13 protein-coding genes and 1 pseudogene are annotated in these 13,824 nt (G+C 35.5%); all 14 read left to right on the forward strand.

The window, feature by feature from the left end:
- The 14 genes and pseudogenes from dnaA to hpt all read left to right on the forward strand — a co-directional run bounded on the left by dnaA (position 1) and on the right by hpt (position 13,807).
- Positions 1 to 1,356, forward strand: coding sequence for a chromosomal replication initiator protein DnaA (gene dnaA, locus DQN23_RS00005; RefSeq protein ID WP_020915951.1), 1,356 nt, complete (start codon positions 1 to 3; stop codon positions 1,354 to 1,356).
- Between the two features lie 158 nt (positions 1,357 to 1,514).
- Complete coding sequence (gene dnaN, locus DQN23_RS00010) at positions 1,515 to 2,651, forward strand: DNA polymerase III subunit beta (RefSeq protein ID WP_020915952.1); 1,137 nt, start codon at positions 1,515 to 1,517, stop codon at positions 2,649 to 2,651.
- A gap of 130 nt (positions 2,652 to 2,781) precedes the next feature.
- Positions 2,782 to 3,572 (forward strand): annotated as a pseudogene (locus tag DQN23_RS00015) (diacylglycerol/lipid kinase family protein).
- Between the two features lie 10 nt (positions 3,573 to 3,582).
- Positions 3,583 to 3,774: a DUF951 domain-containing protein gene (locus DQN23_RS00020; RefSeq protein WP_020915953.1), complete on the forward strand. Its 192-nt coding sequence runs from the start codon at positions 3,583 to 3,585 to the stop codon at positions 3,772 to 3,774.
- Between the two features lie 104 nt (positions 3,775 to 3,878).
- Positions 3,879 to 4,994 (forward strand): redox-regulated ATPase YchF, encoded by a 1,116-nt coding sequence (gene ychF / locus DQN23_RS00025; protein WP_020915954.1) that lies wholly within the window; start codon positions 3,879 to 3,881, stop codon positions 4,992 to 4,994.
- Between the two features lie 75 nt (positions 4,995 to 5,069).
- Positions 5,070 to 5,639 (forward strand): aminoacyl-tRNA hydrolase, encoded by a 570-nt coding sequence (gene pth / locus DQN23_RS00030; RefSeq protein ID WP_020915955.1) that lies wholly within the window; start codon positions 5,070 to 5,072, stop codon positions 5,637 to 5,639.
- Positions 5,640 to 5,643: 4 nt separating this feature from the next.
- Complete coding sequence (gene mfd, locus DQN23_RS00035) at positions 5,644 to 9,141, forward strand: transcription-repair coupling factor (protein WP_111713065.1); 3,498 nt, start codon at positions 5,644 to 5,646, stop codon at positions 9,139 to 9,141.
- Between the two features lie 98 nt (positions 9,142 to 9,239).
- Complete coding sequence (locus DQN23_RS00040; protein WP_111712538.1) at positions 9,240 to 9,794, forward strand: helix-turn-helix domain-containing protein; 555 nt, start codon at positions 9,240 to 9,242, stop codon at positions 9,792 to 9,794.
- Between the two features lie 136 nt (positions 9,795 to 9,930).
- The gene (locus DQN23_RS00045; protein WP_006531199.1) at positions 9,931 to 10,203 is read left to right on the forward strand and encodes an RNA-binding S4 domain-containing protein; all 273 of its coding nucleotides are present in this window, start codon (positions 9,931 to 9,933) and stop codon (positions 10,201 to 10,203) included.
- A complete protein-coding gene (locus tag DQN23_RS00050) occupies positions 10,190 to 10,561 on the forward strand; it encodes an FtsB family cell division protein (protein ID WP_006531200.1) in 372 nt (123 codons plus the stop codon). Before DQN23_RS00045 ends, DQN23_RS00050 begins: the two co-directional genes overlap by 14 nt.
- 1 nt (position 10,562) lies before the next feature.
- Entirely contained in the window at positions 10,563 to 10,685 is a 123-nt protein-coding gene (locus DQN23_RS00055; RefSeq protein WP_020915958.1) for an SP_0009 family protein, read from the forward strand.
- Positions 10,686 to 10,697: 12 nt separating this feature from the next.
- Positions 10,698 to 11,984: a serine hydrolase gene (locus tag DQN23_RS00060; RefSeq protein WP_111712539.1), complete on the forward strand. Its 1,287-nt coding sequence runs from the start codon at positions 10,698 to 10,700 to the stop codon at positions 11,982 to 11,984.
- 10 nt (positions 11,985 to 11,994) lie between these two features.
- Positions 11,995 to 13,260, forward strand: coding sequence for a tRNA lysidine(34) synthetase TilS (tilS, locus tag DQN23_RS00065; protein WP_111712540.1), 1,266 nt, complete (start codon positions 11,995 to 11,997; stop codon positions 13,258 to 13,260).
- Between the two features lie 4 nt (positions 13,261 to 13,264).
- Positions 13,265 to 13,807: a hypoxanthine phosphoribosyltransferase gene (gene hpt, locus DQN23_RS00070; protein WP_043895174.1), complete on the forward strand. Its 543-nt coding sequence runs from the start codon at positions 13,265 to 13,267 to the stop codon at positions 13,805 to 13,807.
- Positions 13,808 to 13,824: the final 17 nt, after the last annotated feature.

The raw sequence follows: 13,824 nt of genomic DNA on the forward strand, positions 1-13,824 counted from the left end.
ATGACTGAAAATGAACAAATTTTTTGGAATAGGGTCCTTGAACTGGCAAAAAGTCAACTAAAACAAGCCACTTATGAATTTTTTGTTTTAGATGCTCGATTAATTCAAATTGAGCAAAATACGGCGACGATTTACCTGGATCCTATGAAAGAACTCTTTTGGGATAAAAATTTAAAACCAATCATTTTAACGGCTGGTTTTGAGGTTTATAATACTGAAATTGTCGTGAACTATGTCTTTGAAGAAGATTTAGCTAAACAAGCAGTAGAAGAACCAACTTCCCAAGTTCTCCAAGCCCCACAAAAGAATCACCTGCCACAGGTTGATTCAGATTTAAATACAAAGTATACTTTTGACAACTTTGTCCAAGGTGATGAAAACCGTTGGGCCTTTTCTGCGTCTTATGCCGTTGCGGATGCTCCAGGAACTACTTACAACCCTTTATTTATCTGGGGTGGACCTGGGCTCGGAAAAACTCACTTGCTAAATGCCATTGGTAATGCGGTATTGCAAAATAATCCTAAAGCGCGCGTGAAGTACATCACAGCTGAAAATTTCATCAATGAATTTGTTATCCATATTCGACTGGATACTATGGAAGAATTGAAAGAAAAATTCCGTAATCTTGATGTTTTGCTGATTGATGACATTCAATCGCTCGCCAAAAAAACATTATCTGGTACGCAAGAAGAGTTTTTCAATACTTTCAACGCTCTTTACGATAACAACAAACAAATCGTACTAACCAGTGACCGCACACCAGATCACCTCGATAATCTGGAACAACGTTTGGTCACGCGCTTCAAATGGGGCTTGACAATCAATATCACGCCGCCTGATTTTGAAACACGTGTGGCAATTTTGACCAATAAAACGCAAGAATACGATTTTGTGTTCCCGCAGGATACCATTGAATATCTTGCTGGACAATTTGATTCTAACGTCCGTGACCTAGAAGGTGCTTTAAAGGATATTAGCCTTGTCGCAAGTATTAAAAAAGTCCAAACGATTACCGTCGACATTGCTGCTGAGGCTGTCCGAGCACGTAAACAAGATGGTCCTAAAATGACTGTCATTCCAATTGATGAAATTCAAAGTCAAGTTGGGAAATTCTACGGTGTCACTGTTAAGGAAATCAAGGCAACAAAACGTACGCAAGATATTGTTTTAGCACGTCAGGTAGCTATGTATTTGGCACGTGAGATGACCGATAACTCACTTCCAAAAATCGGAAAAGAGTTTGGTGGTCGTGATCACTCTACCGTTCTTCATGCCTATAACAAAATCAAAAATATGCTGGCTCAAGACGATAGTCTGCGAATCGAAATTGAAACCATCAAAAACAAGATCAGATAAGTCTTGTGGATAAGTATCAAAAAAATCTGCGATTTATCCACAGGTTATTAACAACTCTTATTCCGCGATTTTTCTAGCGTTTTTGGAGTTATCAACAGTATAAACAAGACCTACTACTACTACTAACTTAATACTTATAAATTAAAGGAGTTATCTTCATGATAAAATTCTCAATTAATAAATCCTTCTTTCTTCAAGCATTGAATGCTACCAAGAGAGCAATCTCTTCGAAGAATGCCATTCCTGTTTTATCTACTATCAAAATTGAAGTTCAAAATAGTAACATTACCTTAACAGGTTCAAATGGACAAATTTCAATTGAAAATATTATTCCAACTTCTAATGAAAATGCAGGTCTTTTGATTACATCACCAGGTGCTATACTATTAGAAGCAAATTTCTTTATTAATATCGTTTCAAGTCTTCCAGATGTTACTTTGGATTTTGAAGAAATTGAACATCACCAAATCGTTTTGACAAGTGGTAAATCAGAAATCACTCTTAAAGGGAAAGATGTTGACCTTTACCCACGTCTTCAAGAAATGGCTACTGAAAATCCTCTTGTTATTGAAACAAAATTATTGAAGTCAATCATTACAGAAACTGCTTTTGCAGCTAGTCTTCAAGAAAGTCGTCCAATCTTGACTGGTGTTCACATGGTGCTTAGCGACCATAAAGATTTTAAAGCAGTAGCTACTGACTCACACCGCATGAGCCAACGCAAATTAACTTTAGACAATACTTCAAATGACTTTAACGTTGTTATCCCAAGTAAATCTCTTCGTGAATTTGCAGCAGTCTTCACAGATGATATCGAAACAGTAGAAGTCTTCTTCTCAGACAGCCAAATGCTTTTCAGAAGTGACTACATTAGCTTCTATACACGTCTATTAGAAGGAAATTATCCTGATACAGACCGTTTGTTGACAAATTCATTTGAAACAGAAGTAACCTTCAATACAAGTGCTCTTCGTTCAGCTATGGAACGTGCTCACTTGATTTCAAATGCCACACAAAATGGTACTGTTAAACTTGAAATTACAAATAACAGCGTTTCAGCACACGTTAACTCTCCTGAAGTTGGTAAAGTTAACGAAGAATTGGATATTATTGATCAATCAGGTAGTGATTTGACAATCAGCTTTAATCCAACTTACTTGATTGAAGCTCTTAAAGCCTTGAAGAGTGAAACAGTTGTTATTCGCTTTATCTCACCAGTTCGTCCATTTACGTTGATGCCAGGTGATGATGCTGAAAACTTTATCCAATTAATCACACCGGTTCGTACAAACTAAAATTATTTAAGGAAACTTTAAGGATGAATTCGTATACTGTAATCATCCTAAAACTTTTCTTTTTCATAATCTCCAGCAAGAGCACTGTATAGACAGTGTTCTTGCTTTTTATGTTATAATATTTCTTGATATGACACTTTATATTATTGCTAATCCTCATTCAGGAAATCGTAGTGCCCAAGAAGTTATTAAAAGGTTGAAAAATAAGTTGAATCAAGAGATAGCTGTTTTTCTGACGCGGTATTCAGATGATGAAGAAAATCAAGTCAATGATGTTTTAGAGACCTTTCAACCTGAGAAAGATAGATTATTGATTCTTGGCGGTGATGGTACCTTATCCAAAGTTTTATATTAGCTGCCAGCAGATATTCTATTCGCTTATTATCCAATGGGGTCAGGGAATGATTTTGCGCGTGCCCTTGGATTGAAAAAAGATTTAACACACCTTATTGAATCGACTAAGCAAGCTCTAAAAGAAATCACGGTTTATACTTACCAAAAAGGTCTAGTCTTAAACAGTTTAGATTTGGGTTTTGCTTCTTGGGTTATTAATCATGTTGAACAGTCTCAGCTAAAAACTAAACTGAACAAATATCATTTAGGAAAATTAACTTACATCCTAACAGCAATTCAATGTTTGATTAAGAAACCAGCTTTTGCTTCACTTTGTCTAGAGACAGAAGCAGGGGAAGTCCTTGAACTTAGAAATCAGTTTTTCTTTTCGCTGGCAAACAATACTTACTTTGGTGGTGGTGTTATGATTTGGCCACATGCCACAGCTTATTTGGAACAGCTGGATTGTGTGTATGCTAAAGGTGAAACTTTATGGAAACGTGTGCTTGTTTAATTGAGATTGATGGTGAAATCGTGTCATTTGACGAAATCACACTAACGCCTCAAAAACATTATATTTATTTGTAAAGGAGAAATCATGTACGAAATCGGAAGTCTTGTTGAGATGAAGAAACCTCATGCTTGTACTGTTAAAGCGACTGGTAAGAAAGCTAACGTGTGGGAAGTCGTTCGTATTGGAGCAGATATTAAAATTCGTTGTACAAACTGTGATCATATTGTCATGATGAGCCGTCATGATTTTGAACGCAAGTTGAAGAAAGTAATATAATATAATATTTAAAATCATTAAGACTGCGCATATAGCGGACTTTTTTAAGTGATTTTATGCTATAATGGTTGTGATTGAATAAATTTAACGGAGACTAATAAAATATGGCTTTAACAGCAGGTATTGTTGGTTTACCAAACGTCGGAAAATCAACTCTTTTTAATGCGATTACTAAAGCAGGTGCGGAAGCTGCTAACTATCCTTTCGCGACAATCGATCCTAACGTTGGTATGGTAGAAGTTCCAGATGAACGTCTACAAAAATTGACTGAGCTTATCACACCTAAAAAAACAGTCCCAACAACATTTGAATTTACTGATATTGCAGGTATCGTAAAAGGGGCTTCTCGTGGTGAAGGTCTTGGTAACAAATTCCTGGCTAACATTCGTGAAGTTGATGCGATTGTTCACGTTGTTCGTGCTTTTGATGACGAAAACGTTATGCGTGAACAAGGGCGTGAAGATGCCTTTGTTGACCCACTTGCTGATATTGATACCATTAACTTGGAATTGATTCTTGCTGACTTGGAATCTGTTAACAAACGTTATGCGCGTGTTGAAAAAGTAGCACGTACACAAAAAGACAAAGATTCTGTTGCAGAATTTAACGTTCTTCAAAAAATCAAACCAGTACTTGAAGATGGTAAATCAGCTCGTACAATTGAATTTACAGAAGATGAACAAAAAATTGTTAAACAATTGTTCCTTTTGACAACAAAACCAGTTCTTTACGTAGCAAACGTCGATGAAGATAAAGTTGCTAATCCAGATGATATCGAATATGTGAAACAAATTCGTGAATTTGCAGCAACTGAAAATGCTGAAGTTGTTGTTATCTCAGCACGTGCAGAAGAAGAAATCTCTGAACTTGACGATGAAGATAAAGAATTCTTCCTTGAAGATCTTGGTTTGACTGAATCTGGTATCGACAAATTGACTCGTGCAGCTTACCACTTGCTTGGTCTTGGAACTTATTTCACTGCAGGTGAAAAAGAAGTTCGTGCATGGACATTTAAACGTGGTATCAAAGCACCTCAAGCAGCTGGTATCATTCACTCTGACTTCGAACGTGGATTCATCCGTGCAATTACAATGTCTTATGATGATTTAATCAAATACGGTTCAGAAAAAGCTGTCAAGGAAGCAGGTCGTCTTCGTGAAGAAGGGAAAGATTATGTGGTTCAAGATGGTGACATCATGGAATTCCGCTTTAACGTCTAAGCTAATTAATAATTGAAAATCAAATGAGGTTGGAAAAATTTTTTCCAGCCCTTTTGACATTTGAAAGGAAAAATAATGGTAAAAATGATTGTTGGTCTGGGAAATCCAGGCAGTAAATATCACGAAACACGTCATAATATTGGATTTATGGCAATTGATCGTCTAGCTAAAGATTTGAATGTGACTTTTTCAGAAGACAAAAACTTCAAAGCAGAAGTTGGCTCTGCCTTTATCAATGGTGAAAAAGTGTACTTAGTCAAACCAACTACATTTATGAATAATTCAGGAATTGCGGTACATGCTTTGTTGACTTATTATAATATTGCCATCGAAGATTTTATGGTAATTTATGATGACCTAGATATGGAAGTCGGGCGTATTCGTCTTCGTCAAAAAGGCTCAGCTGGTGGTCATAATGGTATCAAGTCCATTATTGCTCATACAGGAACACAAGCGTTTGACCGTATTAAAGTTGGGATTGGACGTCCTAAACAAGGTCGCTCAGTCGTTGACCATGTGCTTGGAAAATTTGACAAGGATGACTATATCACAGTCACTAACACACTAGAAAAAGTTAATGATACTGTTCAATTTTATTTACAGGAAGCTGATTTTGTAAAAACAATGCAAAAATTTAATGGGTAAATCTATGAATATTATTGATTTATTTAGCCAAAATAAGCTAATCCAAAGTTGGCATGCAGGCGTGTCTAATCTTGGTAGACAGCTTATTATGGGCTTGTCAGGAGCAAGTAGAGCTCTTGCTATAGCTTCAGCTTATCAAGCTAATGAAGAAAAAATAGTGATTATCACATCAACTCAAAATGAAGTTGAAAAATTGGCTAGTGATTTATCTAGTTTGATTGGTGAGGATAAGGTTTATACGTTTTTTGCGGATGATGTTGCTGCTGCAGAATTCATTTTTGCTTCGATGGATAAAGCTCATTCTCGCTTAGAAGCTTTGAATTTTTTACAAGATAAAAATCAATCAGGTATCTTGATTACGAGTTTAGTTGGTGCTCGTGTCTTGTTGCCAAGTCCTAAAACTTATTCAGAAAGTCAATTGAATTTTCTTGTCGGAGATCTTTACAACCTTGACAAGATTGTAAAGATCTTGTCAAATGTCGGTTATCAAAAAGTTTCTCAGGTTTTGAATCCAGGCGAGTTTAGCCGACGTGGTGATATTGTCGATATCTATGAGATTACAGCAGATTATCCGTACCGCTTGGAGTTCTTTGGTGATGAAGTTGATGGTATTCGTCAATTTGATGCACAGACTCAAAAATCTCTTAGCAATGTTGAACAAGTAACGATTTATCCAGCGGATGAGTTGATTTTGTCAGAAGAGGATTTTGCTAGAGCTAGTCAAGCTTTTGAGAAGTATCTTGAGACTGCAAAGGACGACCAACAAGCTTATTTGAGTGAACTGTATGCAGCAACACAAGAGCAGTATAGACATCAAGATATTAGACGTTTTTTGTCTCTTTTTTATGCTAAAGAGTGGACACTTCTCGATTATATTCCAAAAGGGACACCAGTCTTCTTTGATGATTTTCAAAAGCTGGTTGATCGCAACACTAAGTTTGATTTAGAGGTTGCTAATCTATTGACAGAAGATTTACAGCGTGGTAAAGCTGTGTCAATATTGGTTTACTTCGCTGATATTTATAAAAAATTACGTCAGTACCAGCCAGCGACCTTCTTTTCAAACTTTCATAAAGGCTTGGGAAATCTGAAATTTGATAAATTACACAATTTCACTCAATACCCAATGCAAGAATTTTTCAATCAATTTCCGTTGCTGATTGATGAAATTAATCGTTATCAAAAATCAAAAGCTACTATTTTAGTTCAATCAGATACGCAGCATGGGGTAGAACGTCTGCAAGAGAACCTGCAAGAATATGGTTTGGATTTACCGATAGTTGGTGCAAATGATTTACAAGAACATCAAGCGCAATTAGTAGTTGGCGATTTATCAAATGGTTTTTACTTTGCTGACGATAAAATTGTTTTAATCACTGAGCACGAAATTTATCATAAAAAAGTCAAACGTCGCATCCGTCGTTCAAATATCAGCAATGCAGAACGTTTGAAAGATTACAATGAGCTTTCTAAAGGTGATTATGTGGTTCACCATGTTCATGGAATTGGTCAATTTTTAGGGATTGAAACCATTGAAATTCATGGGGTACATCGTGACTATTTAACGATTCAATACCAAGGGTCTTCAACGATTTCTCTTCCTGTAGAACAAATTGAAAGTTTATCAAAATATGTTTCTGCAGATGGTAAAGAACCCAAAATCAATAAATTAAATGATGGGCGTTTCCAAAAGACCAAACAAAAAGTTTCTAAACAAGTTGAAGACATTGCTGATGATTTGTTGAAACTATATGCGGAACGCAATCAATTGAAAGGTTTTGCCTTCTCACCAGATGATGAGTTACAAAAAGAGTTTGATGAAGACTTTGCTTACGTAGAGACAGAAGACCAACTTCGTTCTATAAAAGAAATCAAACACGATATGGAAGAAGAAAAGCCAATGGATCGACTTTTGGTCGGTGATGTTGGTTTTGGTAAAACAGAGGTTGCCATGCGCGCAGCCTTTAAGGCTGTAAAAGACCACAAACAAGTAGCCGTCTTGGTACCGACTACTGTTCTTGCTCAACAGCACTTCACAAATTTCTCAGAGCGTTTTGAGAATTATCCTGTAGCGGTTGATGTGCTTAGTCGTTTCCAAAGTAAAAAAGAGCAGGCAGCCACTTTGGAAAAATTGAAAAAAGGTCAAGTTGATATTATTATCGGAACTCACCGATTGTTATCAAAAGATGTAGAGTTTGCAGATTTGGGCTTGATTATTATCGATGAAGAGCAACGTTTTGGCGTTAAACACAAGGAAAAATTAAAAGAGCTTAAGACTAAAGTTGATGTTTTAACCTTAACAGCAACTCCAATTCCTCGTACACTTCACATGTCTATGCTTGGTATCCGTGATTTATCTGTGATTGAAACACCACCGACAAATCGTTACCCTGTTCAGACTTATGTCTTGGAAACTAATCCAGGTCTAATTCGTGAGGCGATTATTCGTGAAATTGATCGTGGTGGTCAAGTTTTCTACGTTTACAATCGCGTTGACACGATTGATCAAAAGGTTTCTGAGTTACAAGAATTGGTGCCTGAAGCAAGTATTGGATTTGTTCATGGTCAAATGAGTGAAATTCAGCTTGAAAATACCTTGATGGACTTTATCGAAGGTGTTTACGATGTTCTCGTTGCCACAACGATTATTGAGACGGGTGTTGATATTTCTAATGTCAATACACTTTTCATTGAAAATGCTGATCACATGGGCTTGTCAACCTTGTATCAACTTCGTGGTCGTGTTGGTCGTTCAAATCGTATTGCTTATGCTTATCTCATGTATCGTCCAGATAAGATTTTGAACGAAGTCTCTGAGAAACGTTTGGATGCCATCAAAGGATTTACAGAGCTTGGTTCTGGGTTCAAAATTGCTATGCGTGACTTATCCATTCGTGGTGCGGGAAATATTTTGGGTGCCTCACAGAGCGGCTTTATTGATTCTGTCGGTTTTGAGATGTATTCTCAATTATTAGAAGAAGCGATTGCTAAGAAACAAGGTAAATCCCAAGCACGTCGTAAGAGTAATGCTGAAATTAACCTCCAAATCGATGCTTATCTTCCAAGCGAGTACATTGATGATGAACGTCAAAAAATCGAGATTTACAAACGTATCCGTGAAATTGATAGTCTTAAAGATTACCAAAGTTTACAAGATGAATTGATTGACCGTTTTGGAGAATACCCAGATCAGGTAGCTTACCTTCTTGAGATTGGTCTTGTGAAATCCTACATGGACAATGCCTTTACAGAACTTGTTGAACGTAAAGATAATAATCTTTTGGTGCGTTTTGAAAAAGCTTCGCTACAACATTATTTGACTCAAGATTATTTTGAGGCTCTTTCTAAGACAGATTTGAAAGCTCGAATCGGTGAGAATCAAGGTAGAATTGACATTACCTTTAATGTCAGAGGTAAAAAGGACTATGAAATTTTAGAAGAACTCCAAAAATTTGGTAGCATGCTAGCTAAGATTAAAGCAAGAAAAACTAAAGAAGATTAATTGTCAAAGCCTTTTGACAGTAGAAAGCTAGTTTAGCAAAGAGATTTTATGGTAAAATTTTTGGTAAAGTTTAGACTGGTATTGTCAAGGAGGTCAAAATGGAACTTGAACGCAGATTAGCTGAATTGAGAAGAGAAAAGAATCTCTCTCAAGAAGAGTTAGCAGAAAAACTTTATGTTTCACGTCAAACAATTTCTAATTGGGAGAGGGACAAGACTTACCCAGATATTAATTCACTTTTGTTGATGGCTAATTATTTTGATGTTTCCTTAGATCATCTAATTAAAGGAGATGTTGATATTATGAAACATCAGGTTGACCAGTCGCAATTTAAGAAATGGCTTATCCTTGGAGGAATTTCTTGGTTTATTTTTTCAGTTGCGTTTGGAACACGTTATTTATTTGATAAAGGGCAAGTAGTTGCTATTTTGACTTTATTAGCATTGCCAGTTGCCTATTCTCTTTTTCAAATATTATATATCGTAAAAAATCGCGAACCTCAGACCTATACAGACATTCTCAATTTTTTTAATCCAGAGAAAAAAGTTAAGATAAACTTTTTTAGAGAAGTACGGTTTGTCTTTAGTTTGTTAACTATCACTTGGTTTATTTTCTTTGTTGGAGTTGCCGTTTCTACCCTAGTTTTTTATTAAAACACTGTCTATCTAACTTTGTAGAACTAAGAGAGTGCAAACTCTCTTTTTATTACATTATCTTAACAAACAGATTGAAAACATCTATTTTCTGAAAAAAAGTGATAAAATAAAAAAGATTGCGAGGTAAAATATTATGAGATTAGATAAATATTTAAAAGTATCCCGTATTATAAAACGCCGTCCAGTTGCTAAAGAAGTAGCTGATAAAGGGCGTATTAAAGTAAATGGTATCTTAGCTAAATCATCAACTGATTTGAAAATTAACGATGAAGTTGAAATTCGTTTTGGAAATAAATTACTGACAGTGCGCGTTTTGGAAATGAAAGATAGTACCAAAAAAGAAGATGCTACTAAGATGTATGAAATTATTAATGAAACAAGGATAGAAGCGGATGGAGAAGCCTAATATCGTTCAATTGAACAATCAATACATCAATGATGAAAATACCAAAAAACGTTACATGGAAGAAGAAAATCGTAAACGTAATCGTTTTATGGGATGGATTTTGATTGTTGTTATGTTGTTGTTTATTTTGCCAACTTACAACCTAGTTAAAAGTTACCAAACCTTACAAGAGCGTAAAGATAAAGTCGTGTCACTTCAGAAAACTTACGACAATCTTGTTGTAGAAACAGACGCTGAAAAAGTCTTGGCAAACCGCTTAAAAGACGAGAACTACGTTGAAAAGTATGCTCGTGCAAAATATTATTTATCACGCTCAGGCGAAACGGTTTACCCATTGCCAAATCTATTACCAAAATAATATGGAAAATTTAATCGAAACTATTGAAAAATTTTTAGCTTATTCTGATGAAAAGCTAGAAGAATTGGCTGAAGAAAATCAAAAATTACGAGAAGAAAATCACCAATCAACTAAAAAAGAATGAAAGGAGGAGCCAATGAAAAAACTATTCGCAGTGATGCTAATACCATTTTTCTTGACTTCTCTTTCTGCTGTTAGTACCGAAAAAGATGTAGACTTAAGCAACGCAGCAAAATATCAATTGACAGCTAGTGTGTTAGCATCGACAACTTACTTTGATACTGTGCCATCAAACCCTGTTCTTGCTAAAACTAGCGAGGTGTATAAAGATAGTAATCTGACAGTTGTTTCTAGAACAATCGCTGCTAATAGTCAATTGGATATTGATAACATTCTGATTAACGATAATTCGCAACCTGTTTTTGAGTTGTCTGACGGTAATTATATCGAGGCTAGTCGCCAATTGATATATGATGATGTCATTCTTAGTCAAGTGCCCCTTTCAGCGAAATATTGGTTAAAAGATGATTTTCAAGTTTATCAATTACCATATGTTATTGGAACACAAGAAGAACAAACAGATTTAACTGCTTATCAAGCAGTAACTGTTTCACAAAAAGCGACAACTCATCATGGAACTTATTACAAAGTTGATGGTAAAGGTTGGATTAGCGAAGAAGCTCTTTCTAGTACTGGTAATCGTATGGAAAAAGTTCAGCAGGTTCTCAATCAGAAATACAATAAAGGTAACTATTCCATCTACGTTAAACAACTGTCAACCCGAGAAACAGCAGGGATTAATCCTGATACCACAATGTACGCAGCTAGTATTGCCAAATTAGCGACACTATATTATGTTGAAGAAAAAATTCAGGATGGCAGTGTTAAGATGGATGATAAATTGAAATACACTGCTGATGTGAACACTTTTGCCAAAGCTTATAACCCAAGTGGTAGCGGAAAAATTAGCAAGACAGCTGATAATAAGGATTACAGCATTGAAGATTTATTAAAAGCTGTTTGTCAGAACTCTGATAACGTAGCGACAAATATTTTAGGGTATTATGTTGCTAAACAATATGGTGACCATTTCACTTCAGATATTAGTGCGATAACCAATACTAATTTTGATATGAAGACACGCGAAATGTCTTCTAAAACAGCTGCTGATTTAATGGAAGCTATTTATCAGCAAAATGGCGAAGTCATTTCGTATTTGTCATCTACTGCTTTTGACAATGCACGTATCTCTAAAGATATTAATGTTCAAGTAGCTCATAAAATTGGTGATGCTTACGACTACAGACATGACGTTGCTATTGTTTATGCTGATCAACCGTTCATCTTATCAATTTTTACCAATAATGCTTCTTACGACGATATTTCAAATATCGCTAATGACGTTTACAATATTTTAAAATAAGTGATATCTTATGTATGATAAATTAGTAAAAGAAATTCAAAAAAAGGCTTATTTTGCCAAACACAAAAAAGTTTTAATAGCTGTATCAGGTGGAGTAGATTCTATGAATCTGCTACACTTTTTGTATACATACCGAAAAAATCTTGGAATAGAAATTGCTATTGCTCACGTGAATCATAAACAACGTCTTGAATCAGATACTGAGGAAGCTTATTTGCGAGAATGGGCAAAAGAGCACCAAATTCCAATTTATGTAGCCTACTTTTCTGGGACTTTTTCAGAAACAGCTGCGCGTGATTTTCGTTACAAATTTTTTAAAGAGCTGATGAGTAACTATCATTATACAGCACTTGTAACAGCGCATCATGCTGATGATCAAGCAGAGACGATTTTTATGCGTCTGTTACGCGGCAGTCGTTTACGACATTTATCAGCAATGCAAACCGTGAATGCATTTGGTGATGGTGAACTGATTCGTCCATTTTTGGCCTATTCAAAAAAAGAGCTACCTAATATTTTTCATTTTGAAGATGACAGCAATCGCTCTTTAGATTTTTTGAGAAATCGTATTAGGAATCGCTATTTTCCAATGCTAGAGGAAGAAAATCCTAAATTTAAACAAGCCCTTCGTTATCTGGGAAAGGAAAGTCAGCAACTTTTCCAAGCTTTTCAGGATTTAACAAAGAATATTGATACGACAAATTGTTCTCAATTTTTAGCTCAGACTCCTGCAGTTCAAACAATTCTTTTTCAAAATTACCTTGAAAACTTTCCTGAATTGCAAGTGTCTCATAGACAATTTGAGGAAATGTTGCATCTTTTAAGAAATAAATCTAATGCTAACTATCATGTGAAATCAGATTACTGGCTGTTTAAAGATTATGAAACATTTCAAGTGAAAAAAATCAGCCCTAAGACCGATGGGGAACTAGCTCAAAAGATGCTAGAATATAACAGTATAGTCAATTATGGTCAGTTTCAATTTCAATTTGTTAGCAAAGATAAGGAAGGCATAGCCGTTTACAGTTTAAATCCTATTATTTTGAGAAAAAGACAGGAAGGTGACCGCATTGATTTTGGAGATTTTTCGAAAAAATTGCGTAGGCTTTTTATCGATGAGAAAATTCCAAGTCAAGAACGTGCTAATGCCATTATCGGCGAGCAGGACGGAAAAATTATTTTTGTCCAGGTTGCTGATAAAACTTATTTGAGAAAACCTTCTAAACATGATATAATGGAGGGCAAATTGTATATTGAAAAAAATAGAAATAGGTGATGTCATGCTTGAACAAGATATTGAAAAAGTGTTGTATTCTGAAGAGGAGATTATTGCCAAAACCAAAGAATTAGGCGCACAACTTACAAAAGACTATGAAGGTAAAAATCCTCTATTAATTGGTGTTTTGAAAGGTTCTGTACCTTTTATGGCAGAATTGATTAAACATATCGATACACATGTCGAAATTGATTTTATGGTTGTCTCTAGCTACCACGGCGGAGTAAAAAGCAGTGGTGAAGTAAAAATCCTTAAAGACGTTGATACGAATATTGAAGGTCGTGATGTTGTCTTTATCGAAGATATTATCGATACAGGCCGTACTCTAAAATACCTTCGTGATATGTTCAAATACCGTAAAGCAAATTCAGTAAAAATTGCAACCCTTTTTGATAAACCAGAAGGTCGTGTTGTTGACATCGAAGCTGATTATGTCTGCTACGATGTTCCAAATGAATTCATTGTAGGGTTTGGTCTTGACTATGCTGAACGTTACCGTAATTTACCATATGTTGGCGTTTTGAAAAAAGAAATCTATTCAAATTAGTAGAAAGTCGTTAGTTA

Source organism: Streptococcus lutetiensis (genome assembly GCF_900475675.1).
GTDB classification, from domain to species: domain Bacteria; phylum Bacillota; class Bacilli; order Lactobacillales; family Streptococcaceae; genus Streptococcus; species Streptococcus lutetiensis.

Bases quoted from the DNA above. Each gene is read 5' to 3' on its own strand.
- mfd (WP_111713065.1), top strand. From the start codon at position 5,644: ATGAATATTATTGATTTATTTAGCCAAAATAAGCTAATCCAAAGTTGG.
- tilS (WP_111712540.1), top strand. From the start codon at position 11,995: ATGTATGATAAATTAGTAAAAGAAATTCAAAAAAAGGCTTATTTTGCC.
- dnaA (WP_020915951.1), top strand. From the start codon at position 1: ATGACTGAAAATGAACAAATTTTTTGGAATAGGGTCCTTGAACTGGCA.
- ychF (WP_020915954.1), top strand. From the start codon at position 3,879: ATGGCTTTAACAGCAGGTATTGTTGGTTTACCAAACGTCGGAAAATCA.
- DQN23_RS00040 (WP_111712538.1), top strand. From the start codon at position 9,240: ATGGAACTTGAACGCAGATTAGCTGAATTGAGAAGAGAAAAGAATCTC.
- DQN23_RS00060 (WP_111712539.1), top strand. From the start codon at position 10,698: ATGAAAAAACTATTCGCAGTGATGCTAATACCATTTTTCTTGACTTCT.
- DQN23_RS00055 (WP_020915958.1), top strand. From the start codon at position 10,563: ATGGAAAATTTAATCGAAACTATTGAAAAATTTTTAGCTTATTCTGAT.
- DQN23_RS00045 (WP_006531199.1), top strand. From the start codon at position 9,931: ATGAGATTAGATAAATATTTAAAAGTATCCCGTATTATAAAACGCCGT.
- pth (WP_020915955.1), top strand. From the start codon at position 5,070: ATGGTAAAAATGATTGTTGGTCTGGGAAATCCAGGCAGTAAATATCAC.
- DQN23_RS00020 (WP_020915953.1), top strand. From the start codon at position 3,583: ATGTACGAAATCGGAAGTCTTGTTGAGATGAAGAAACCTCATGCTTGT.
- hpt (WP_043895174.1), top strand. From the start codon at position 13,265: ATGCTTGAACAAGATATTGAAAAAGTGTTGTATTCTGAAGAGGAGATT.
- DQN23_RS00050 (WP_006531200.1), top strand. From the start codon at position 10,190: ATGGAGAAGCCTAATATCGTTCAATTGAACAATCAATACATCAATGAT.
- dnaN (WP_020915952.1), top strand. From the start codon at position 1,515: ATGATAAAATTCTCAATTAATAAATCCTTCTTTCTTCAAGCATTGAAT.